This window comes from Streptococcus rupicaprae (genome assembly GCF_040545225.1).
GTDB classification, from domain to species: Bacteria; Bacillota; Bacilli; order Lactobacillales; family Streptococcaceae; genus Streptococcus; species Streptococcus rupicaprae.
Window position 1 is genome coordinate 1 of sequence record NZ_JBEPLO010000035.1, and the last position, 20,938, is coordinate 20,938.

Sequence of the window (20,938 nt, forward strand, 5' to 3'; positions counted from 1 at the left end):
CACCTGCGCAATCATCAATAGAAATAATAAAATCAATCATCGTAGTCACCTCATCTATAGTCTACTACTTTGATTGATTTTGTCATTATGAATCTAGCTTTCTGAAAACAAAATTTTCTTCATGCGTTTGGCGTGTCCATCACTTGACTTTAAAATCCTTAAAATCATCAAATGAGGTTAAGGTCACATCAAGGTAGGTTACTTTAGCGAAGCGGCTTGGTCCCTGACGAATATCATGGATAAACTGAGCCATTTTATCGGCATTATCAGACTGAGCGAGGATGGTTACGGTGCCATCGTCATTGTTCCAGACACGGCCATAGATATCGCCTAGTTCGACAGCGCGTGCCATCACTGCCCAGCGAAACCCGACGCCCTGTACTCTGCCGGAAGCTGTCATTTTAACCTTTTTCATAGAAATCCCCTTCCATCATATGGTATAATAGTCTTATGGAAATTATAACATCTAAAGCCAATTCTGTAATCAAAAAAACCAGAAAACTTCACCAGAAAAAGCATCGAGTGGATTCTTACTTGATTGAAGGCTGGCATCTTTTTGAAGAGGCTGTGGCTGCTGGAGCCAGGATGCGTCGGATTTTTGTGACAGAAAAGTTTGCATCACGGGTCGCACACTATCCTCAGGCCATTCAGGTAACAGATGAGATTTTAAAAGACTTAGCAGAAAGTCCGTCCCCTCAAGGAATAGTGGTAGAGGTCGAAAGGACTGTTAATCCCTTGCCAAAGGTTTTAGCTGGTCGATTCTTAGTTTTGGAAGATGTTCAAGATCCTGGTAATGTGGGAACTTTGATTCGGACGGCGGATGCTGCCGGCTATTCTGGTGTGATTGTTTCAGAGAAAACGGCAGATAGTTACAATTTAAAAACCTTGCGGTCAATGCAGGGTAGCCATTTTCACCTCCCTATTTACCGGTTGCCCATGCAGGATTTCCTGACTAAGGTACGCCAGCAGGAATTTCCTTTGATAGCAACGACATTGTCGCAGACCTCTATTGACTACAGAGCATTGCCAAAATTGTCAGATTTTGCCTTGATTGTGGGAAATGAGGGACAAGGGATCAGTCAGGAAGTGGCAGATGCAGCGACTCATCTCGCCCATATTACGATGCCAGGTCAGGCAGAGAGTCTCAATGTAGCTGTCGCAGCAGGCATTGTCATCTTTAGCCTGCTTTAAGCTAAGTCTGGTATGATAAAGAGAACCTGAAAGGAGGATCTCGTATGGATTATTGGAAAGATCAGGAATATATGGCCTATGTTGGCCAATTAATCGATAACCCTAGGGTCAAGCGGATGGAGGCTATTGTTCATCACCATCATTCTACGCGCTTGCAACATTCGATCAATGTGAGCTACACCAGTTATAAGATTGCTAAAAAATTAGGTTGGGATGCCAAGGCAACGGCTAGGGGAGGGCTCTTGCATGACATGTTTTACTATGATTGGCGCGATACCAAATTTAACAAGAGCCATGCCTGGGTCCACCCAAGAATTGCCCTGCGCAACGCCCGCAAAGTGACCGACATCAACAAAAAAGAAGAGGATATTATTGTTAAGCACATGTGGGGAGCGACTCTGGCACCACCGCGCTACAAGGAGAGCTATATTGTGACCGCAGTCGATAAGTATTGGGCGGTTAAGGAGGCCATTACGCCTTTTAGAGAGGCTATCAAGTCACGAAGACGCCAGCTGTTCCACCGCAAGATGCTCAAACGTTAAAAGGATACATTACAAGGATACAAAGGAGAAAAAATGAACAATACCATCATTCAAACACAAACTGGGCTGTCCCAGTTCTACGCTAAGGTATATGGATTTGTGGCCATGGGAATCGGGCTATCAGCGGTCGTTAGTGGCCTGATGTTAACGGTCTTTCAGCAACACCTCATTAATGTGTTAGTGGGATCGCCGATGGTTTTATACCTGATTATCTTTGGGGAGTTAGGCTTGGTGCTCTTTGCTTCACGTGCTGCGGCTAGAAATACACCGATGGCCTTGCCTTTATTTCTTATTTATTCAGCGGTTAATGGCTATACCTTGAGTTTTGTCATTGCACGTTACACGCAAACGACTGTTTTGCAAGCCTTTGTGAGTGCAGCGGTCATGTTTGCGGTCATGGCTGTGATCGGTCTAGTGACCAAGAAAGATTTGTCAGCTATTGGCAAATTCTGCTTGGCAGCCCTTCTCGGAGTAATTATAGCTTCTCTTGTTAATATTTTTATCGGCAGTGGCGCCATGTCCTTTATGGTTTCTCTAGCATCTGTTCTGATTTTTGCAGGCTTGATTGCTTGGGATAATCAACGGATGCGCCTGGTTTATGAGGAATTAAATGGCCAGGTATCGATGGGATGGATCGTATCTTTGGCCCTTAACCTCTACCTTGACTTTATCAACCTCTTTATCCACCTTCTCAATATTTTTGCTCGTAGGGATTAGGAGGGTTCCTATGGACTTTCCCCTAAGTATATCTACAGTTATAGATCGTCAACGTCAGCGTCAATTCTTGAGGTATCTTCTTCTTAGAAATAGTTTTCTTTGGTTAGTTGTTGTTTTAATAATGCTCTGCCTTCTGATCATAGCTGCACTGGCCTCGCCTGAGAAACGGCTGTTGAGTCTTGTCTTGGCCACGCTGTTTCCGCTACTTGTCTTCTTGACAGGTGAGCTGATGATTTGGCAAAGGAGTAGACTGTTGCAGGATTTCAAGCAAGAATTTTATTTTACTGAAAAAGGGGTTGAAGTCCGGACTATCAGTGGAATTCAAAGGGTCTGTTATGCCAATATTTTCAGAATCTATGAAACCAAGAAAGATATTTACCTCATGCTAAGCAAGCAGAGTGGCTTGGTTCTAAAGAAGAGCGATTGTCCTGAAAGGGTTTTGGCGTTAATTCAGGATCAGATGGCGCGTGACAAGTAACTAGAGAACTGGCGAGTTGGCTTTTTGAAGAAGGTCAACTCGCCTTTCTTTTATGGGCAAAGAGGTTTCAGTTTTAAAGCAACAAGAATTTTGGTAAAATGAAAGGTAAAATACAAGAGTATGACGACTAAGTCATACTGACAAGGAGCACACGATGAAGAGACCATTTATCACTCTACAGCAAGCACAAGGATTGGCCGAGAAATTTCCAACACCTGTCCATCTCTATGATGAAAAGGGAATCCGTGAGAAGGCCAGGGCCCTCAATCAGGCTTTTTCCTGGAATAAAGGATTTAAGGAGTATTTTGCGGTTAAGGCAACACCGACGCCAGCTATCTTGAAAATTTTCCAAGAAGAGGGCTGTGGCGTCGATTGTTCTAGCTATGTGGAGCTTTTGATGAGTCAAAAGTTAGGTTTTGCTGGTCACGAAATCATGTTCTCCTCCAACAATACTCCTACCGAAGAGTATCGATTGGCAGCCGAATTAGGGGGAATTATCAATTTAGATGCTTATGAAGACTTGGCTTTTGTCAAAGCAGCATTGGATGGCCAATTGCCTCAAGTCATGTCCTGTCGTTATAACCCAGGGGGAGTATTCGCTATGGGGACAGACATCATGGACCATCCTGAAGAATCCAAGTTTGGGATGACCAAGGACCAACTGATCCAGGCCTTTAAAGAGATGAAAGATTTGGGGGTTCAAGAGTTTGGGATCCATTCCTTCCTTGCTTCCAACACAGTGACTAATGACTACTACCCTGCCCTGGCTAAACAACTCTTTGAGTTGGCTGTCGAGGTTGTGGCTGAAACGGGCGTTCACTTGACCTTTATCAACCTTTCTGGTGGTGTTGGGGTAGACTATCGGCCTGAGCAGACACCCAATGACATCCTGGCTATCGGTGAGGGAGTTCGTAAGGTTTATGAGGAGATCTTGGTCCCAGCTGGTCTGGGAGAAGTGCGACTGTGTACTGAATTGGGACGCTTTATGACCGGACCTCACGGGCATATTCTCACCGAAGTGATTCATCGCAAAGACACCTACCGCACCTATGTTGGTGTGGATGCTTGCGCGGTCAATTTAATGCGCCCGGCTTTTTATGGAGCCTATCACCATATCACTAATCTATCCAATCCAGAGGGCAATATAGAGACAGTGGATGTGGTTGGTTCCCTCTGTGAGAACAATGATAAATTTGCGGTTAATCGTGAGTTGCCAGAAGCACGTATTGGAGACCTCTTAGTCATCCATGACACAGGGGCACACGGTTTTGCCATGGGTTATCAGTATAATGCTAAGTTGAGATCTGCCGAGGTTCTTTTGCAGGAAGATGGTAGTGCACGATTGATTCGTCGCGCGGAGACGCCTGAGGACTATCTGGCAACTGTTTATGGCTTTGATTTTGAGGCATAAAGGAGAATAGGTCATGAGTCAGTTGTTATCCCCCGCTAAAATTGCTGGTTTAGAGCTTAAAAATCGATTGGTAATGGCACCCATGTGCATGTATGAGGTGCACGAGCAAGATGGTCGAGTGACCCCCTTTCACATGGTCCATTATGGGGCCAGGGCTCTGGGAAATGTCGGCTTGATTATTCTCGAGGCGACTGCAGTCAGTCCAGAAGGGCGCATCACTAATCGTGATTTAGGGATATGGAATGATGAGCATACTAGCGGTTTGAAAGATTTAGTCGCTGACCTTCATCGTTTTGGCAGCAAGGTTGGGATCCAGCTAGCCCATGCCGGCCGCAAGGCAGAGGACGCAGAATGTCCCCTGGCGCCATCAGCCAAGCCTTTCAGTGCAGCTTACGCTTGTCCAAAAGAGATGAGCCTAGAAGACATCAAAGCGGTTCAGGTTCAATTTGTGGCAGCTGCTCGCCGAGCCCAACGCGTAGGGTTTGATATGGTTGAATTGCATGCAGCGCACGGTTATTTGATCAATCAATTCTTATCTCCTTTGACCAATGACCGCAAGGACCAATATGGTGGTAATCTAAAAAATCGGTTCCGTTTTTTAAAGGAGTTGCTTGAGAGCACCAAAGAGGTCTTTGAAGGGGCGATTTGGGTTCGTCTGTCCGTGAGAGCTTACGCCCCAGGTGAAAATAGTTTGGAGGATTGGATTCAGGTGAGCCAATGGTTAGAGGAACTGGGGGTATCTTGTATCGATATATCAACAGGTGGCGTTGTGAACACAAAACCAGACATTCCTCTGGTGCCAGGCTACCAAGTGCCTTATGCGTCGGCTATCAAAGAGAAGTTAACAGGCGAGACAGCAGTTGCTGTGGTGGGACTCTTGGACAATCCAGGATTGTGTGAATATCTCTTGCAGAGCCAGCAGGCTGATTTAATTTTGCAAGGTAGAGCCCTTCTACGCCAAGCTAACTGGCTAGCAGATGCTGCGAAAGTTCTTGGAGATAGGGATTACCAGCCTTATAATGCTTCCTATGCTAGGGGGCAGCTTTAGGCAAGTGCGACGCTAGAGGAGACAAAGTGCTTGACCTGAGATTAAGGTAGACTGGCTGAAAAAAAGGTTTTCCAGATCAAAATGCTGTTTTTAACTTTCAAAATCCTGTCATTTTTGGTATAATACAAGGGATTAAAACTTAGGAGTAGATAAACATGAGTACTGGTTTATGGATTTTAATAGTTATTCTTGCTTTTGGTGGTGGGATGTTCTTGGGTGCGTTCTTGTTGCGTAAGCAAGTGGAAAAAGAGATGTTGGAACACCCGCGTTTAAATGTAGATGCCGTGCGTGCGATGATGGGCTCTATGGGGCAAAAACCTAATGAGGCCAAAGTACAGCAGGTTTATCGCCAAATTAAAAATGCTCAAAAAGAAGCCGTTAAGAAAAAATAGAGATAAACAGGGACTGGGTTTTGCCCAGTCTCTTTTGGAGATAAGAGATGGACAATAGACCCATAGGCTTTTTAGACTCAGGTGTAGGTGGCTTGACAGTGGTTCGGGAATGTTTGCGCCAACTCCCCCATGAGCGGGTTGTTTTTGTGGGAGACCAGGCTAGGGCGCCCTATGGTCCAAGGACAGCTGAACAGATTAGGGAATATACTTGGCAGATGGTTAATTTTCTCTTGACCAAGGATGTCAAGATGATTGTCTTGGCCTGTAACACAGCGACGTCTGTTGTTTGGGAAGAGGTTAAGGCGGCCTTGCCGATCCCTGTGTTGGGGGTTATTTTACCAGGAGCATCTGCTGCGATTAAGTCAACCCAGACAGGCCATGTCGGGGTTATCGGGACGCAGATGACGGTCTGCTCGGATATTTACAGGCAGAAAATTCAGAGCTTATCCCCTGAAACAGAAGTGGTCAGCCTAGCCTGTCCGAAGTTTGTTCCTTTGGTGGAGTCAAACGAGATGACATCAAGCCTGGCGAAGAAGGTTGTTTATGAGACGCTCAAGCCCTTGAAAGGCAAGGTTGATACTCTGGTTTTGGGATGCACCCATTATCCATTGTTAAGGCCTATTATTCAACACGCTATGGGACCAGAGGTTAAGCTGATTGATAGCGGAGCAGAGACGGCGCGTGATATTTCGGTCTTGCTCAATTATTTTGAAATCAATCATGACCGAAACCAGTCTTCAGGGGAACATCAATTTTACACGACAGCCAGTCCAGAAGCCTTCAAAATCATTGCAGAAGACTGGCTGGATAGACAAATTCAAGTGGAGCAGATTCGACTATGACAGAAAAAATTTACGAATACAAAGATGACCAAGATTGGTATGTGGCTAAGTTAGACGGCTTTCCTTACATTTCTGCTTTTTCGGGAGATGAGGTGTTCGACATGATCCGAAGGGATTTGACGGATATTTTGGACTGTGATTATGAAAATCCGGATAAGGGCTTTCAGGTTCATGTGATCCGCTATTCCTCTTCTTTTAAGCTGATCAAATTTGTTCTGGATAGCTTTAATGATGCCCATGGCCGTCATTTTCAAGTAAGCCAGCATAGAGGTGCTACTTTAGTGACAGAAGGTGAGCAATTGAGATTAGTTCATTTACCAAAGGAAGGTCTTCCTTTGAAGGAGTTTATGGGACAGACCGAGCAATTCGGTGATACTATCCTGATTGCCACTCGCAACGAAGGAAAGACCAATGAGTTTCGAGCCTTCTTTCAGAAGCTAGGCTACGGTGTGGAAAACTTAAATGCCTACCCAGACCTGCCAGAGGTCGAAGAAACAGGAACGACTTTTGAAGAAAACGCTCGACTGAAGGCGGAAACGATTGCCCAATTGACAGGAAAGATTGTCTTGGCAGATGATTCAGGCCTAAAGGTGGATGCCTTGGGTGGGCTACCAGGTGTCTGGTCTGCTAGATTTTCCGGACCTGGTGCAACGGATGAGCGAAACAATCAAAAGCTGTTGCATGAGCTATCCGTTGTCTTTGACCAAGAAGCACGTTCAGCCCAGTTCCACTGCACCTTAGTCCTGGCTAAACCAGGTAAGGAAAGCTTGGTTGTTGAAGCTGATTGGCCTGGTTTTATCGCCTATGATATGAAAGGCGAGCATGGCTTTGGTTATGATCCACTCTTTATCGTGGCAGATACAGGGCGTAGGGCGGCTGAATTAAACACCGAAGAAAAAAATAGTCAATCCCATCGCGCCTTGGCCTTGAAGAAACTTTTGGAGGTCTTTCCAACATGGTAAGTCGTATTGTTGTGCTTAGTGATTCCCACGGTGATCGGGCCATTGTTCAGGAGATCAAGCAACGCTACCAAGGGAAAGTAGCGGCGATTTTTCACAATGGGGATTCCGAACTGGAAGCGAGCGATAGCCTTTGGGATGGCATTCATGTAGTCAAAGGCAATTGTGATTGGTCTGATTTTCCAGAACGGTTGCTAACCTCCATTGATGGTGTGAACATTGCTCAGACCCACGGGCATCTTCAGGGAATTAATTTTGGCTGGAGTCGATTAGATTACTGGGCAGAAGAGGTGGCGGCAGACCTTTGCCTTTATGGACATCTTCACGTCCCTGCTGCTGAGGTTAGGGGCAACTGTCTCTTTTTCAATCCTGGCTCTATCAGTCAGCCTAGAGGGATGGTGAAAGAATGCCTCTATGCTAGGATTGATATTTATCCAGATCGCTATGAGATTGCCTATTTGAACCGTGAACATACCGTCTATACCCCACTAACAAGGACAATAAACCGATGATTCATCCACTTTTTAAAGAATTTTTACGTTCCCACGAAGAGACGTTTTTGACCCCGGCTGAAAACCTGGCCGTCCTGATCGATACCCATAATATGGACCATGCCAAGCTTTTGTTGTCGCATATGACCTATTCCCGTGTTCCTGTGGTAACTCAGGAGGGAAAATTTGTTGGCACCATTGGCTTGACAGAGATTATTCGCTACCAGGTAGAACATGGTTTGACAGAAGAGCAACTCAATCGGGATATCTGCAGTATTGTGAAAACAGATGTGCCTTACGTCAGTGATTTTTACAGTTTGACGCAGGTCATGAGTGAGCTGATTGAACAGTCCTTCTTGCCAGTGGTTGATAAGGATGGTTACTTCAAAGGCATCATCACCCGGAAAGCGATTTTGAAGGCCATTAATAGTCTATTGCATCATTTTGGTCAATCGCATGAGATTGAGGAAAAAGATGACAGTCATTGATGATTTTCTAAAGCATAAGCGCTTGTCAGCTAATTCCCTGTCAGCTTATCGCTATGATTTAGAGCAGTTTCGACAGGTAGTGGCTGGCGATATTGATATTACTACCCTAGCCCAGTATCAACAGTTTCTGAGAAACTTAAAACCTAGTGCGCAAAAGCGTAAGATATCAGCAGTCAATCAATTCCTCTATTATCTCTATGATTCTGGACATTTAAAAACCTACCACAGGTTATCAGGTTTATCGCAGCCGATCTTAGAGGAAAAAACTGTAGTAGAACAACTTGATTTTTCGCAACTATGGTTGGAGACCCCTTACCAGAAGGGGCAGGTGTTGGCTCTATTGATTTTGACCTTGGGCTTATTGCCGAGTGAGATTTTAGCCCTGGAAGCTAAAGATTTGAATCTGGAGTATGGTGTTTTGGCCATTACAAAGGCAGAGCATAAGCGCGTGCTGAAGTTGCCAGACTCTCTCTTCCCTTATTTAGAAGGACTGAATCCGGAAGGGTTTCTATTTGGGAAAGGTCCAAAACCATACTCGCGGCAATGGTTTTTCACTCGCTTCCGTGAATTTATGTCAAGTGTAGGTTATGGAGAGGTGACTGCCCAAAAATTAAGAGAGCAGTATATTGTGCGGCAAGTAGCTTCCGGAGAATCTCTGACAGATATTGCTAAGGCATTGGGGCTTAAGACGGTGGCTAGTCTGGCAAAATACCAGTACATCTAAAAAATAAGCAGTTAACTGCGGCAAAGCGGAGACGCTTGGTAAGAAGAAATGGATATAAAGATTAAAGATTTTGAGGGTCCATTGGACCTCCTCCTCCATCTGGTCTCCAAATATCAGGTGGATATCTACGATGTACCAATTACTGAGGTTATTGAACAATATTTGGCCTATATTGCGACCCTACAGGCCATGCGCTTAGAGGTGGCTGGTGACTATATGCTCATGGCTAGTCAATTGATGTTGATTAAGAGTCGAAAGCTTCTTCCCAAGGTGGTGGCGGAGCAGGAGGTCAACGATGATCCTGAGTTGGACTTGCTCAACCAGCTGGAAGAATACCGTAAGTTTAAACTGTTAAGTCAAAAATTATCAGAGCAACACGACTTGCGAGCCCAACATTTTTCAAAACCAAGGCAGGAGTTGATTTTTGAAGAGGTTAGCTTGAAGCGAGATAAGACTAGCATTGACCTTTTCTTAGCTTTTTCTCAGATTATGGCGCAAAAAAAGGAAAGTTTTAAGCAAAACCATGCGACCATTGAAGCCGATGATTATAAAATTGAGGATATGATGGCCTATATTGAAAGGCAGTTTTCAGATACTCGGACGCTCTGTTTACAGCAGTTGTTTCAAGCTAGCCAGTCCATGAGTGAGTTGATCACGATGTTCTTAGCGACCTTGGAATTGGTCAAAATTCAAGTGTTGACGGTCGTTCAAGAGGAAAATTTTGGTCAGATTTATTTGCAAAAGGAGACATATGAGCCGACTAGCTGAAATTGAAGCCTTGCTCTTTGTAGCGGGAGAAGAAGGACTGAGCTTGCGCCAGATGGCAGAAGTGTTAGAATTACCAGCTACAGGTCTTACCCAATCATTGGAGAGGCTAATCGAGAAATACGATAAGGACACAGAATCGTCCTTAATGGTGCTCCAATCCTCTAACAGATACCGTTTGGTGACTAAGGAAGAGCATGCGGAACTTCTGCAGCGCTACTCCAGAACACCTATTAATCAGAGTATGTCTCGTGCTCTCTTAGAAACCCTGTCTATCGTAGCTTACAAACAACCGATAACCAGACTTGAGGTGGATGAGATTCGTGGCGTCAATTCTAGCGCAGCCATGGCTAAGCTCGTGACCTTTGAGTTGATCGAAGCAATTGGACACAAGGAAGTCATCGGTCGTCCAAGGCTTTATGCGACAACAGCAGCCTTCCTAGATTTTATCGGAATCAATAGTCTAGAAGAATTGCCGGAAGTGACAGATTTGGATCTAACTCAGGAAGAAAGCCAACTGTTTGGTGGGCAGGCGCTCCTGTCAGATGAGGAGTAACTGGGTTGCTACCGTCTTTAGAAAATAGAAATAAAGGGAAAAACATGCGTATCAATAAATTTATTGCCCATGCTGGAGTGGCCAGTCGTCGTAAGGCAGAAGAGCTTATTAAACAGGGATTAGTGACAGTGAATGGACAAGTGGTTCGTGAGCTAGCCACTACCATTAAATCAGGAGATCTTGTTGAAGTAGAGGGCATTCCTGTCTATAACGAGGAAAAAGTTTACTACTTGCTGAATAAACCTCGAGGGGTGATTTCCTCTGTATCAGACGATAAGGGACGTAAGACGGTTATTGATCTTCTGCCTCAGGTCAAGGAGCGGATTTACCCAGTTGGCCGTTTAGACTGGGATACATCTGGTGTGCTTATTTTGACCAATGATGGGGATTTTACAGATGAGATGATCCATCCAAGAAACGAGATTGACAAGGTCTATATCGCTCGCGTCAAGGGCATTGCGACCAAGGAGATTCTGCGTCCCTTGACGCGTGGTGTAGTGATTGATGGGAAAAAGACCAAGCCAGCGGTCTATGAGATTTTGAAGGTCGATCCAGCCAAGGGGCGTTCCGTTGTCCAATTGACCATCCACGAAGGTCGCAACCATCAGGTCAAGAAGATGTTTGAGGCAGTTGGTTTACTGGTGGACAAACTGTCTAGGACCCAGTTTGGAAATCTGGATTTGACAGGGCTTCGCCCAGGAGAATCGCGCCGTCTCAATAAAAAAGAGATCTCCAGACTCCATGAATTGGCTGTTCGCAAAAGAAAATGAAAAAAGGACTCATTAGGCTGGTCCGTCTCTATCAGCGGTATCTGTCTCCCTTGACGCCACCGACGTGTCGCTTTCGGCCCACCTGCTCCAACTACATGATCGAGGCAATTGAAAAGCATGGCTACAAGGGTGTTTTGATGGGAATAGCGCGCATTCTGCGATGCCATCCCTTTAGCCCCTTAGGGGATGATCCTGTTCCAGACACCTTTCGGTTGCGGCGTCAACCAGCTAAGAAGCACCTGAGAGTGACGGATAAGGACAGCGATTTTAGCGAGTCTGATAGGCTCAAATAATTATCTTCTAGTCCTTATGCTATCAAACAGTTATGGTTTTCGAACGACTTGTAAACCACTAGCCCATGTTTTTCAGAAAGCTCTCAGAAATAGCAAGAAAACAATCAAAAAACAGTCAAAACCCTTGACATTGGTAGCCAGAATGGTATACTAGACTAGAAATTGATTGGCTTACATCAAACCTGTTGTGATTTAAGTTAACCAATAGCAGACTACGCCAGTTGCTGAGCTTGACTCCGGCTGGCGTTGTTTTTATCTAAGGAGAAAGAAATGGCTCGTAATCATATTGTCCTCTTTGAACCACAAATTCCTCAGAACACGGGAAACATAGCCCGTACCTGCGCAGCAACCAATAGCCCTTTGCATATCATTCGTCCGATGGGGTTCCCGATAGATGATCGCAAGATGAAGCGGGCGGGTTTGGATTATTGGGATAAGTTGGATCTTTATTTTTATGATTCGTTAGACGATTTTTTAGAAACATGTTCTGGGCAGTTGCACTTGATTTCTAAGTTTGCTAACAAGGTCTATGCCCAAGAAACTTTTGCAGACGGCAAGGACCATTACTTTATTTTCGGAAGAGAAGACAAGGGGCTTCCTGAAGAGTTTATGCGGTCCTATCCTGAGCAAGCCTTAAGAATTCCAATGAATGACGACCATGTCAGGAGCCTCAATGTCTCTAATACTGTCTGCATGATTGTTTACGAGGCCTTGAGGCAACAGGGATTTGCTGGACTGGAATTGACACACACCTATGAAGGGGATAAACTGAAGTAAATAAACATGGGCCGAGCAGGCAATAAAAGCTTGCTCGGTCCATGTTTATGTTATAGGAGTGTTTGAAGAAGTGAACATTCATCTAAAATCAGAAACGAACTTGCTGTAATCCTTGTTTGTTGACGATGGTTTTTTAAAACTGAACAATCTAATCCTTGTACTACCTCTTGCAGCTTGTCAATGACATCGTCAAGTGCCTTAAAGGCCTTATGCTTAAAGCCTCTCTGACGAATCTCAGCCCAGACTTGTTCAATAGGATTCATCTCAGGCGTATAAGGAGAGGAAGGGGCTTAAAGCCAATGTTGGCAGGCTTCTCTAGCGTACTTGTTCTGTGTCATACAGTTTTATAATGAGTAAACGATAATCATTTGAGGAGGCTTCAGATACTTGCTTGAGAAACGCAGTTATCCAATCGGTGTTATAACCACCAGCAATAAGCAAGAAGGATTCTTCTGTATGGCGTCAACTGCTACCGCATCCTTATCTAAAACCTCTGCTAAAAATTCGTGCGAAAGATGAATTGGTCGTTGGATCATTTCCCCTCCAAATATATGGAGCTGTCGATTCATTTTCCCTTATTTTTAGCTAATCTTTTAGTGCTTTAACAAAAAATCCAAAAACTCCTCAAAACTGAGGCTCTGCAAAAGACTTATCCGTAGCAACTGATAGGGATCAGACAATTCTGATGAGGGAATGCCTGTTTGACCAGTGAAGAGCAAATCTGTCTGTAAGGTTTTAGCAACAGTCAGTGTATCTGCATTGTGATTGCCATAAGGGGTGGCGATGGTGGTGACGTCCTGTTTCAGCAGGTCTTCCAGCCTGTTTTTAGCTGTTAGAAGTTCCTGCTCTTTGTCTGACAAGCTTAACTGGCCGAGGTGTGGATGAGTCTTGCTATGGTTTTGAATGGCAAAACCTGCTTGTTCAAGTTCTAAGAGCTGAGAACTGGTCAAGTACTTGGGCTGGTCAATCCAGTCCTCCATTTCAGGCGTGGCGGACACCCAATCACTAACGGCAAAGAGTGTCGCTGTTTGTTCATTTGCAGTGAGGATGGGCAAGACATTGTCATAAAAGTCTGCGGTGATGTCATCAAAGGTCAATAAAATAGGCTTAGCTGGTGCGGATTGATTACCTAACAAGATATCTTTATAGTCTGCTAGACTAAGCGTCGTGTAGCCTTCTTTTTTGAGATAACTCATTTGTACCTCAAAGAGCGATAGGGGGTACTCAAAAGGATCATCTGTAGCTGGTTGTTCAACAACCTTGTGGTAGACCAAAACAGGGATTTTTGTCTGACCGATAGGGCTGGTCAATCCAGTTACTAACAGCAAAAAGCGTAGCCATTTTCCCGTTCTGGGTCAGGATTGGGAAGACACTATCATAAAAATCGCTGGTAATATCATCAAAGGTTAACAAAATCGCCTTTTCAGGAGCAGATTTGCCCTCTCGCAAAATCGCCCGATAGTCAGCCAGACTGATCCCGGTTCATCAGAACCTCATAGTGTTTATACAGACCAGCGAAGTTGCCTCGATAGCTGGACTTCCAGGGCTTGTCTCGACCGCAGAAATGCAGGATGACCGTGTGCCGCATGACCCAGTCCAAATCCTGTTCACCGCCACTTTTGAGCTTGTAAAAGGTCAGGTAGCGGGTATCCAGATTGTAAATTTGGTCTGGAATCAGGGCAATCTGGTGGCCGTAGAGGGCATTGAGGACATCCTGGTCAGGCAGGAAGAGGACGGGGCCTTTTTCCTCGATATAGGCCATGATGGCCTCCCGTTTAACGGTTTTTCGAATGGCGGTCAGGTTCATAAGCAAGAGCCCTGAATTGACGTAGCTGGTGGCCTCATAGTTGCCCAGACGGAGCTTGTTGACGGCTTCGTTGACCACCGAATCCTCGACGTGGCTGGCTGCCGCATACAGTTGCTCTCCCAAATCCATGTCATAGAGAGGAGCCAGGTCATTGATGCAGAGCATGTCCGCATCCAGGTAGAGGATTTTATCCAGGTCAGCTGGCAGGTACTCGTGGGCCAGGAGCCGGTAATAGATGGTTTCGGGGTAGCGGTCGGTGGTTGGGGCTGTTTCAAAGGCCCCTTCCCCGATAATGACAGGGTGGTAGGTGACGCCCAAGTTCTGGCAGAACTGGCTGATGGCCTCGTGGGCAGCCAGCTGGGTCTTTTGCAGGACATAGACCTGAACATCGCGACTGCTGCTGTTTTTAATCAGGGAATATAGGGTGACTTGAAACTGACGAACGTAGCCGTCATCAATGGAAAAGAGGAGGTTCATGGGGTTCCTTTCAAATTTTTTTGACCAGTATAACAAAATAGGTGGGGGCTGGCAAGTTCTCGCTAAAAAAACCAAAAACCCTCCGAGAGGGAGGGAAGGCTATCAGCGCCAGCTATTATTCCCACAAGGAAGGGTAGCGGACGGGGAAGTTTTGTGACCGTCCTTATTTGACCTGTTGGCCTGTGAAGATAGCTTCCAGTTTGCGGAACCATTTGCTGCCCCGTTTTGGTACAGGTAGGAGCTGTTCGTAGAGGTCCAGCATGTTGAAGCAGCAACGGCCAGCGCTGAATTTTTCTTGCTCCAAATCAACCGTGTAAAAGCTGGCAAATTCCCACTGGGCGGTAGGGCCTGTAAATTTCCGACGGCTCTTGCGTGATGAGGTGGCTCGGACCAGAAAGGCAACGGTCACGCCGTCAATACCGATGGCAGGCTCTCTAATCAGCTCAAACTTGAGGTCTGGCCAGGTGTTGTACATGTTTTGCAAGAAGGCTTCTGCCTCGTCAATGCCTCGAATTAAATCCACAGCCCCGTCATCTTGGAGGACAAAATCCTCGGTATAAAACTCTCTGGCCATGGAGGCATCGCGTTTTTCCATGCCCTTGTAGTAGCGTTCTGCCAGCCACAAGGCTTTTTCAGGTGTTAGTTTTTCCATAATTGTTCCTCTTTCTAGTTTCTATGAGTTTCGTGTCGTAATGATGAAGTTATTTGGCGTCAGGGACGACCATAATCCGATGGGCTCTGAAGGAGGATACCCAGAGGTCGTCTCCAACATAGAGGGCCGTTGTCCCGCCACCGAAGGCTCGAAATGTTGGCAAATCCAAGACCGCTGTTACTGTCATAGTGTCAGGGTCCAGCTCTGCCACGGCTGTATCGGATGGGGATACTCCAATATCCGTTCCATTGGTCAAGAGGACCACGGTCAGAATATGGGTGTCCTGACCCGTTACCAACAAGCTCCCATCACTACTGTATCGGATGTTGTCTGGCAAGAAAGAGACAGGGACAGTCACGGGCTTGGCCTTGTCATCGACCAGGCTAATCCTAGTGACGGTCTTATCCGAATAGCCATTGATAAAGGCCCATTGTTCATCAGGAGAGACGGCGATGCCGTTGTTGCCAGCTAATCGGGCCTGGGGAAGCTCCTGATAACCAGCCCCGGCGGTCCATTTATAGACGGTGCCGGTAGCTTTCCCAGCCAGAAAATCGGTGAAGGTGCCAACATCGGTCTCAGTCATGGGGATGGTCACCAGAAAACCATCTGACAAGGGAGCAACGGAATTGCCCACCATGCCATCAGGTGTCGGTACCGAGCCCTTCCAGCGAATCTGCGGCTTATCACCTGCTATGGACAAGTCAAAAACCTCAACGGATTCTCGGCCGCCATGATTGACGGCATAGATTTCAAAGCTGGTGTCATCGAGCTGCTTCATGGCGATGCCGTGGGCAGAAAAGAGTTCTGGCTCTTTGATAGTCTCGTAGCCTGCCGCAGGGGCAGCTGAGAAATCAATCTCAGCCTCCTCCCAGGTCATGGTCTTAGCATCAATTAGGTAGAGGCCGCCCTTTTGCCAGCTCTTGTCGCCAAGGTTACCTGTCAGGACCCACTGGCTGTCGCCCAGCTGGACCATGTCCTCGGCATTATTGAGGCCTTGAATGGAGGCTAGGCCCTCGGGGTCCTCTGTCTGGTGGCCTGTCGAATAGTAAAGGTAGCTGCCCCCAAAACTGATGACAAGAAGGGCCAGCAGGCTGAGGAGGGTCGCTAGTAGTCGTTTTCTAAGCTTTTGTTTTGTCATCCTGTCCTCGCTTAACTAGCAGTCGCTTACTGCTTGATAATGTCCACAATCTGCTCCTGAGCTTCCTTGGCTTCAGGGATGGGGTAGATGGCGTAGACGTGGTTCATCTTGTCTGCTTGGATATAGTTGTGGTCTATGCCTTGCTGGGTCAGGAGGTTATGGAGTTTTTGGTTGTCTGGCAGGAAAATCTCGTGAGTACCGACAAAGATGGAAATCTTACCTAAACCGTCAAAGTCACCGTAAATGGGGCTGACATAAGGGTTGTCCATGTTAGCTCTGCCATTGGCCCAAAGCTCACCAGCACGGTTGAGGCCCCAAGCCGACAACATGGGATCAACCGCCTCATAGTTTGCCACTTCTGGGTTATCGGTCGCGACATCGAGCCAAGGCGACAGTAGAATGATGTCCTTGGGTTGCGGGAGCTTGTGGTCGCGGGCGTACATGGCAAAGCCCAGGCTAAAGCCACCGCCAGCCGAGTCGCCCATAAGGGTGATGTTGAGCGGGTCGGCCGTCTCTGCAAGGACCTGCTTGTAGAGGGCCTCCATCTTGGGGAAGGCGTCCTCATAGGTGTAGGCAGGCGCCTTGGGGTAGATGGGGAAGACCACCTTGGCTTCCAAGGCTTTTGACAGGTTATCCAGTGCTGAAAAATGCTGAGGGGTTGGTTGTGCCACATAGGCACCGCCGTGGATGTAAAAAAGCACCTTTTGGTTGGGGTCTTGCTTGTCGTTCCAGCTGAAAACCTGCATGCCGTCCACCGTGGTTTCCGTCACCTCTTGGGAAAGCTTGGGTTTGGCAAAAGGCTGGTCGCTGATGGCCTGCTGCTCAGCCAGAAAGGCTTCAAATTGCTCTTCTGGCTGCTCCTCTAGCTCCTTCTTAGTGCCATTCAACCAAAAGTAGCGTTCCACTACCCAGCTGGCCAGGGACCGTTGTTGGATGAGGCGGGCATAGCCCCATAGCAGAGCTGTGATGGTGAGCAGGATCAGGCCTGCTCGTTTCAGGTGTTTTTTCATGATTTTTCTCCTTCTTGTGTTTTGGACTTTTTTAGTATAAACTATGAAGTAACTTTATAGTCAAGGAGAAGGTCTCATGAACAGCAAAGAATTTGTCGCCCGCAGTGGTCTTGCCATTTCTACCGTCCGTTATTATGAAAAAATTGGCCTCCTGCCAGCTCCTGTCCGTGGAGATAACAACTACCGTTCTTATGAAGACAGGCACCTCATCCTTGCCCGCTTTATCAAGGACATGACCCTAAGTGGTTTTTCCCTCAAGGACATCGGGGTCTTTTTAGAGGACTTGCGACAAAAACACGACCTGACCGATGTGGCCAAGGCCAACCTCCGTGACCGCTTGGTGGAAATAGACCAGCAGATTGCGCAACTGGGTCAGCTCAAGACCTTCTTGTCTGGTTTACTCGAATCCCAGAGTGAATTAGTTTCTCAACTGGCAGCCTTGCAGGATCAGTTGTAACTTCTTAGCCAAGTAAAAAAACAAAAACAGCTGTTCCTGAAGCTAAGGGGCAGCTGTTTGATGATTGGTTTGAGAAATCACATAAACACTATGGTTGACTGATAAAGTCTAAAATCATCTCATAAGTAGCCTGAGCTGCTCCTGTTTTATCGTATTTAAGGTTGGACAGGTAGCCATGGGCAGTTAAGCCGTAGGTTTCCTCGTCTGTATGAAAGTAGGTATTGGTGACACCCAGTTGACTGAGCTTGTCACTAAAGGCTCTCATATCTTCTGGGAATCCGTCAGCCGTTCCTGCTAGCATGATTGAAGGTGGGTAGTCAGCGGTCAGATAGGGGATGGGATTGTATGACTGGAGCAATTCTTTCTGTTGCCACAAGAGGTTATCATCCAGATAATTTGATATCATCAGGTCCAGTGCCAGATTGCCGCTTGGAATTTGAAAGGGGGCATCGCTTGGACTTGAGCGCTGGTGAGTTTTGGGTCTTGGGTCAAGGGATAGAGAGCTCGGTAGTCAGGATTTGACAGAATGGCGCCGTACTGGCCAACCATAACAGCACCAGCTGATTGTCCAAAGAAAATGACCTTGTTCATATTAAGACCGAGCTCTTTTTGATGAGCCACCAGATAGTTGACCGCTTCGTTCATCTGAATAATGGGGTCTGGGAAGTGATATTCAGGAACTAGAACATAGTTGACATTGACAAGATTGTAGCCTTCTTGGACTAGCTTATCAAAAAGATAGTTGCTATCGTTATTTGCCGCTAAGGGATCACCCATAGCCTTATCGCCACCGAAAAACCCTCCACCATGGAAATAGATAATAGTTGGCCTATCAACACTGGTATCCTCAGACGGATAGGAAATATCCAAGAAAGAGTTGGGATAAGTTGATCCATATTTAATGTCATTTCGGAAATAAATCCCATTTTCCTTGACCTGTTGTGAAGGGGGATTGAGCGGTTCTGTCGGATTAATGGCCTTGCCATTCGGATACATAGCTGACTGAATGACGCTAATGACGAGTTGGGGTTTGAGGGCAATAGCTCCCGCTAGGAGGCTAAATAGGCCGATTAGACTGGCTAGGGTAAGCCCTAAAACCTTCCAGAGTCGTTTGGATTTTTTCTTCTGTACCATTAGGGAAGTCCTTTCTACTTGTTCAATAAGTCTAAGCCATAGCTTTTGACTTCTCCATTAACGGCATCAGCCATCCAGTCGGCAATGCTTTTGTCATCTGTCATGGGCGTGAAGAAGGTCGTGAAATTGATGGTCGTGTGTTGGGTAGCGGTTGTCTGGTCATCTTGGTCATAGTTCCAAATGTAGATACCGATACCGTCGATACGGCTTTGCAGGCTGTCAACCATGGTTTTCAGCTCAGCTTGAAACTGCTGGCTAGTCTCAGGTGTCGGGTCAGCCAGTTGTCCCTTGTCAATATAGTTCTGGTATTGTTGGAGAATGCCGTCACGATAGGAGCTATCAAAGAGGATTTTGACGGTATCGCCTCGCTTATCATGGAGGGCGACCAGGCTATCCAGGACCAGATTTTTAGAGGTCAGGCGGTTGCTGATGTGGTCAGGCGTTTGCCACACCCTTTCGGCAATGCCCTTCCAATCCTCATGCAACAAGAGGGAGCTATCAACTGCCACAGTGATGTTTTTTGCGGTTGGAAACTGGTCAATCACATCGTCAGCCAGGAGGGATGTGGCAAAACCACCAGCTGAAAATCCTGTGACCAGAAGGGTATCAGGATTGCCCATATAGGTTTTGGCTTCAGCCATCAGGGTCATCAAGTTCTGATAACCCTTGTGATGGAGGATTTTTTGTTGGCCGTTTTTGTCGGTGTAGGCAAATTCGCCTGTTCCAGAATGAAAATCCCCAGTGCTATAAGGTAGGGCTAAGATTGTCCAGTCCTTAAAAGGATTGTCTTCCTGAGAACTACCAATCCCCCAGGTAGCGACAAAATCTTGTTGCTTGGTTGAGGTGGCGTAGAAGGCCTTACCAGCTGCGGCTGTTTCAGCATTGATACTGGCACCACCGCCAAAGAAATAGACCATGACCTTGTTTTTGTCCTTGCCAATCCTCAGCAAACCGTGGGCTGGTTGACCAGTCGAATCGACCATCCCATCAGGACTGAGGCGGTACCATTTCCCAACATCAGGAGTTTCTTGTCTGAGTTCAGGTGCCGACCAGCCAAAGGTCTGTTTGTAGGCAACGAAACCAATTAAAGCAAGGCTAGCTAGGATAACTGTAAAAACTTTAAAAAATTTTTTCTTGTAGAAGGGTTGTTTGGTCACGATTATCTCCTCTTGTGGTATAATTTTAGAAACAAGTGTTTCTGTTTTGTTGGTATAGCAGATGATGGGCTGGAAAACTAGTGCTAGCTCTGCTATTGCTCCAAAAGGAAACAAAAGAGAGGAAGTGTTTCGCATGGACAAGGTTAAGCGGCAGGAATCGCTGTTTGTGGAGAGCGTGATTGGGGCGATGTGGGACTTGCTTGCGGTCAAGCCTTTTGAGAAGATTAGCGTATCTGAACTGGTGGCACGGGCTGGTGTGGGGCGAGTGACCTTTTACCGTAATTTTACCAGTAAGGAGGAGGTGCTGGTCCGCTCCCTCCATCATGAGATGCAGGCTTGGTTGGAGAGGCGGGAGATGGATTTTTCGGATTGGTCGGATGCCCATTTGATGCTAGCCCTGCGGCAGTTTTTTGATTTTTGGTATGGGCAGCAGGAGCCGATTCGCTTGCTCATGGCCAATCGCTTGGACTACTTGTTGGAAGAAGAATTAAATCGGTATTTTCAAGAACGGCTAGGCCATCTGACGGATGATTTTCACCTGCAATTTATTGTCGGTGGCTTTTTCAGGAGGCTGGGCAAAAACTAGTTTCAGAATAGACAAAAACGAGCATTTCCGCAGTTGGAGATGCTCGTTTTCCCATGTCATGGTTTATAATTATAAT

General features: G+C 46.4%; 29 protein-coding genes and 1 pseudogene. 19 read left to right on the forward strand and 11 right to left on the reverse strand.

The window, feature by feature from the left end; translation table 11 throughout:
• Positions 1 to 139: 139 nt before the first annotated feature.
• Complete coding sequence (locus ABID29_RS11205; RefSeq protein ID WP_168548509.1) at positions 140 to 415, reverse strand: acylphosphatase; 276 nt, start codon at positions 413 to 415, stop codon at positions 140 to 142.
• A gap of 35 nt (positions 416 to 450) precedes the next feature.
• Between ABID29_RS11205 and ABID29_RS11210 the strand changes: the two genes are divergently transcribed.
• From ABID29_RS11210 to ABID29_RS11290, 17 genes are all read left to right on the forward strand, one after another.
• Positions 451 to 1,191: a TrmH family RNA methyltransferase gene (locus tag ABID29_RS11210; RefSeq protein WP_354366210.1), complete on the forward strand. Its 741-nt coding sequence runs from the start codon at positions 451 to 453 to the stop codon at positions 1,189 to 1,191.
• Positions 1,192 to 1,235: 44 nt separating this feature from the next.
• Positions 1,236 to 1,733 (forward strand): HD domain-containing protein, encoded by a 498-nt coding sequence (locus tag ABID29_RS11215; RefSeq protein ID WP_354366211.1) that lies wholly within the window; start codon positions 1,236 to 1,238, stop codon positions 1,731 to 1,733.
• 33 nt (positions 1,734 to 1,766) lie between these two features.
• Positions 1,767 to 2,450, forward strand: coding sequence for a Bax inhibitor-1/YccA family protein (locus ABID29_RS11220; RefSeq protein WP_354366212.1), 684 nt, complete (start codon positions 1,767 to 1,769; stop codon positions 2,448 to 2,450).
• A gap of 253 nt (positions 2,451 to 2,703) precedes the next feature.
• The gene (locus ABID29_RS11225; RefSeq protein WP_354366213.1) at positions 2,704 to 2,928 is read left to right on the forward strand and encodes a YcxB family protein; all 225 of its coding nucleotides are present in this window, start codon (positions 2,704 to 2,706) and stop codon (positions 2,926 to 2,928) included.
• Between the two features lie 154 nt (positions 2,929 to 3,082).
• Positions 3,083 to 4,339, forward strand: a complete 1,257-nt coding sequence (locus ABID29_RS11230; protein WP_354366214.1) for a diaminopimelate decarboxylase — start codon at positions 3,083 to 3,085, stop codon at positions 4,337 to 4,339.
• 13 nt (positions 4,340 to 4,352) lie between these two features.
• Positions 4,353 to 5,387: an oxidoreductase gene (locus ABID29_RS11235; RefSeq protein WP_354366215.1), complete on the forward strand. Its 1,035-nt coding sequence runs from the start codon at positions 4,353 to 4,355 to the stop codon at positions 5,385 to 5,387.
• 155 nt (positions 5,388 to 5,542) lie between these two features.
• The gene (locus tag ABID29_RS11240; RefSeq protein WP_354366216.1) at positions 5,543 to 5,779 is read left to right on the forward strand and encodes a YneF family protein; all 237 of its coding nucleotides are present in this window, start codon (positions 5,543 to 5,545) and stop codon (positions 5,777 to 5,779) included.
• Positions 5,780 to 5,826: 47 nt separating this feature from the next.
• Positions 5,827 to 6,621: a glutamate racemase gene (racE, locus tag ABID29_RS11245; protein WP_168548501.1), complete on the forward strand. Its 795-nt coding sequence runs from the start codon at positions 5,827 to 5,829 to the stop codon at positions 6,619 to 6,621.
• Positions 6,618 to 7,583, forward strand: coding sequence for a nucleoside-triphosphate diphosphatase (locus ABID29_RS11250; RefSeq protein WP_354366217.1), 966 nt, complete (start codon positions 6,618 to 6,620; stop codon positions 7,581 to 7,583). The genes racE and ABID29_RS11250 overlap by 4 nt, the downstream gene beginning before the upstream one ends.
• Positions 7,577 to 8,092, forward strand: coding sequence for a metallophosphoesterase (locus tag ABID29_RS11255; RefSeq protein WP_354366218.1), 516 nt, complete (start codon positions 7,577 to 7,579; stop codon positions 8,090 to 8,092). The genes ABID29_RS11250 and ABID29_RS11255 overlap by 7 nt, the downstream gene beginning before the upstream one ends.
• Complete coding sequence (cbpB, locus tag ABID29_RS11260; protein ID WP_354366219.1) at positions 8,089 to 8,559, forward strand: cyclic-di-AMP-binding protein CbpB; 471 nt, start codon at positions 8,089 to 8,091, stop codon at positions 8,557 to 8,559. The genes ABID29_RS11255 and cbpB overlap by 4 nt, the downstream gene beginning before the upstream one ends.
• A complete protein-coding gene (gene xerD / locus ABID29_RS11265; RefSeq protein WP_354366220.1) occupies positions 8,546 to 9,283 on the forward strand; it encodes a site-specific tyrosine recombinase XerD in 738 nt (245 codons plus the stop codon). The genes cbpB and xerD overlap by 14 nt, the downstream gene beginning before the upstream one ends.
• Before the next feature lie 48 nt (positions 9,284 to 9,331).
• A complete protein-coding gene (locus ABID29_RS11270) occupies positions 9,332 to 10,051 on the forward strand; it encodes a segregation/condensation protein A (RefSeq protein ID WP_354366221.1) in 720 nt (239 codons plus the stop codon).
• A complete protein-coding gene (gene scpB / locus ABID29_RS11275; RefSeq protein ID WP_354366222.1) occupies positions 10,035 to 10,604 on the forward strand; it encodes an SMC-Scp complex subunit ScpB in 570 nt (189 codons plus the stop codon). The genes ABID29_RS11270 and scpB overlap by 17 nt, the downstream gene beginning before the upstream one ends.
• 44 nt (positions 10,605 to 10,648) lie before the next feature.
• Positions 10,649 to 11,374 carry a pseudouridine synthase gene (locus ABID29_RS11280; protein ID WP_354366223.1) on the forward strand — a complete coding sequence of 242 codons (726 nt, stop codon included), beginning with the start codon at positions 10,649 to 10,651 and terminating at the stop codon, positions 11,372 to 11,374.
• The gene (gene yidD, locus ABID29_RS11285) at positions 11,371 to 11,667 is read left to right on the forward strand and encodes a membrane protein insertion efficiency factor YidD (protein WP_354366224.1); all 297 of its coding nucleotides are present in this window, start codon (positions 11,371 to 11,373) and stop codon (positions 11,665 to 11,667) included. Before ABID29_RS11280 ends, yidD begins: the two co-directional genes overlap by 4 nt.
• A 270-nt stretch (positions 11,668 to 11,937) precedes the next feature.
• Positions 11,938 to 12,444, forward strand: coding sequence for a tRNA (cytidine(34)-2'-O)-methyltransferase (locus ABID29_RS11290; protein WP_354366225.1), 507 nt, complete (start codon positions 11,938 to 11,940; stop codon positions 12,442 to 12,444).
• Between the two features lie 446 nt (positions 12,445 to 12,890).
• On the opposite strand, the pseudogene ABID29_RS11300 reads toward ABID29_RS11290, so the two are convergent.
• The 7 genes and pseudogenes from ABID29_RS11300 to ABID29_RS11330 all read right to left on the reverse strand — a co-directional run.
• Positions 12,891 to 12,980, reverse strand: a pseudogene (locus tag ABID29_RS11300) (SAM-dependent methyltransferase); the annotation flags it as partial.
• Between the two features lie 57 nt (positions 12,981 to 13,037).
• On the reverse strand, positions 13,038 to 13,772 hold the full coding sequence (locus ABID29_RS11305; protein ID WP_354366226.1) for a polysaccharide deacetylase family protein: 735 nt from the start codon (positions 13,770 to 13,772) through the stop codon (positions 13,038 to 13,040).
• Positions 13,696 to 13,893 carry a polysaccharide deacetylase family protein gene (locus ABID29_RS11310; protein ID WP_354366227.1) on the reverse strand — a complete coding sequence of 66 codons (198 nt, stop codon included), beginning with the start codon at positions 13,891 to 13,893 and terminating at the stop codon, positions 13,696 to 13,698. The genes ABID29_RS11305 and ABID29_RS11310 overlap by 77 nt, the downstream gene beginning before the upstream one ends.
• Positions 13,894 to 13,906: 13 nt before the next feature.
• Positions 13,907 to 14,728, reverse strand: a complete 822-nt coding sequence (locus ABID29_RS11315) for a glycosyltransferase family 8 protein (protein ID WP_354366228.1) — start codon at positions 14,726 to 14,728, stop codon at positions 13,907 to 13,909.
• Between the two features lie 163 nt (positions 14,729 to 14,891).
• Complete coding sequence (locus ABID29_RS11320) at positions 14,892 to 15,380, reverse strand: nuclear transport factor 2 family protein (RefSeq protein WP_354366229.1); 489 nt, start codon at positions 15,378 to 15,380, stop codon at positions 14,892 to 14,894.
• Positions 15,381 to 15,429: 49 nt separating this feature from the next.
• A complete protein-coding gene (locus tag ABID29_RS11325; protein WP_354366230.1) occupies positions 15,430 to 16,518 on the reverse strand; it encodes a YncE family protein in 1,089 nt (362 codons plus the stop codon).
• 26 nt (positions 16,519 to 16,544) lie between these two features.
• The gene (locus ABID29_RS11330; protein ID WP_354366231.1) at positions 16,545 to 17,528 is read right to left on the reverse strand and encodes an alpha/beta hydrolase; all 984 of its coding nucleotides are present in this window, start codon (positions 17,526 to 17,528) and stop codon (positions 16,545 to 16,547) included.
• Positions 17,529 to 17,604: 76 nt separating this feature from the next.
• Between ABID29_RS11330 and ABID29_RS11335 the strand changes: the two genes are divergently transcribed.
• A complete protein-coding gene (locus tag ABID29_RS11335) occupies positions 17,605 to 17,985 on the forward strand; it encodes a MerR family DNA-binding transcriptional regulator (RefSeq protein WP_354366232.1) in 381 nt (126 codons plus the stop codon).
• 88 nt (positions 17,986 to 18,073) lie between these two features.
• On the opposite strand, the gene ABID29_RS11340 is transcribed toward ABID29_RS11335, so the two are convergent.
• Genes ABID29_RS11340 through ABID29_RS11350 form a run of 3 tightly spaced genes read right to left on the reverse strand, consistent with a single transcriptional unit; the run spans position 18,074 to position 20,276 of the window.
• Positions 18,074 to 18,391, reverse strand: coding sequence for a hypothetical protein (locus ABID29_RS11340; protein ID WP_354366233.1), 318 nt, complete (start codon positions 18,389 to 18,391; stop codon positions 18,074 to 18,076).
• Complete coding sequence (locus tag ABID29_RS11345) at positions 18,391 to 19,119, reverse strand: alpha/beta hydrolase (RefSeq protein ID WP_354366234.1); 729 nt, start codon at positions 19,117 to 19,119, stop codon at positions 18,391 to 18,393. The genes ABID29_RS11340 and ABID29_RS11345 overlap by 1 nt, the downstream gene beginning before the upstream one ends.
• A gap of 14 nt (positions 19,120 to 19,133) precedes the next feature.
• Positions 19,134 to 20,276: a pectin acetylesterase-family hydrolase gene (locus ABID29_RS11350; RefSeq protein WP_354366235.1), complete on the reverse strand. Its 1,143-nt coding sequence runs from the start codon at positions 20,274 to 20,276 to the stop codon at positions 19,134 to 19,136.
• A gap of 133 nt (positions 20,277 to 20,409) precedes the next feature.
• Between ABID29_RS11350 and ABID29_RS11355 the strand changes: the two genes are divergently transcribed.
• Complete coding sequence (locus ABID29_RS11355) at positions 20,410 to 20,862, forward strand: TetR/AcrR family transcriptional regulator (protein ID WP_354366236.1); 453 nt, start codon at positions 20,410 to 20,412, stop codon at positions 20,860 to 20,862.
• The last annotated feature ends 76 nt before the right edge of the window (positions 20,863 to 20,938 follow it).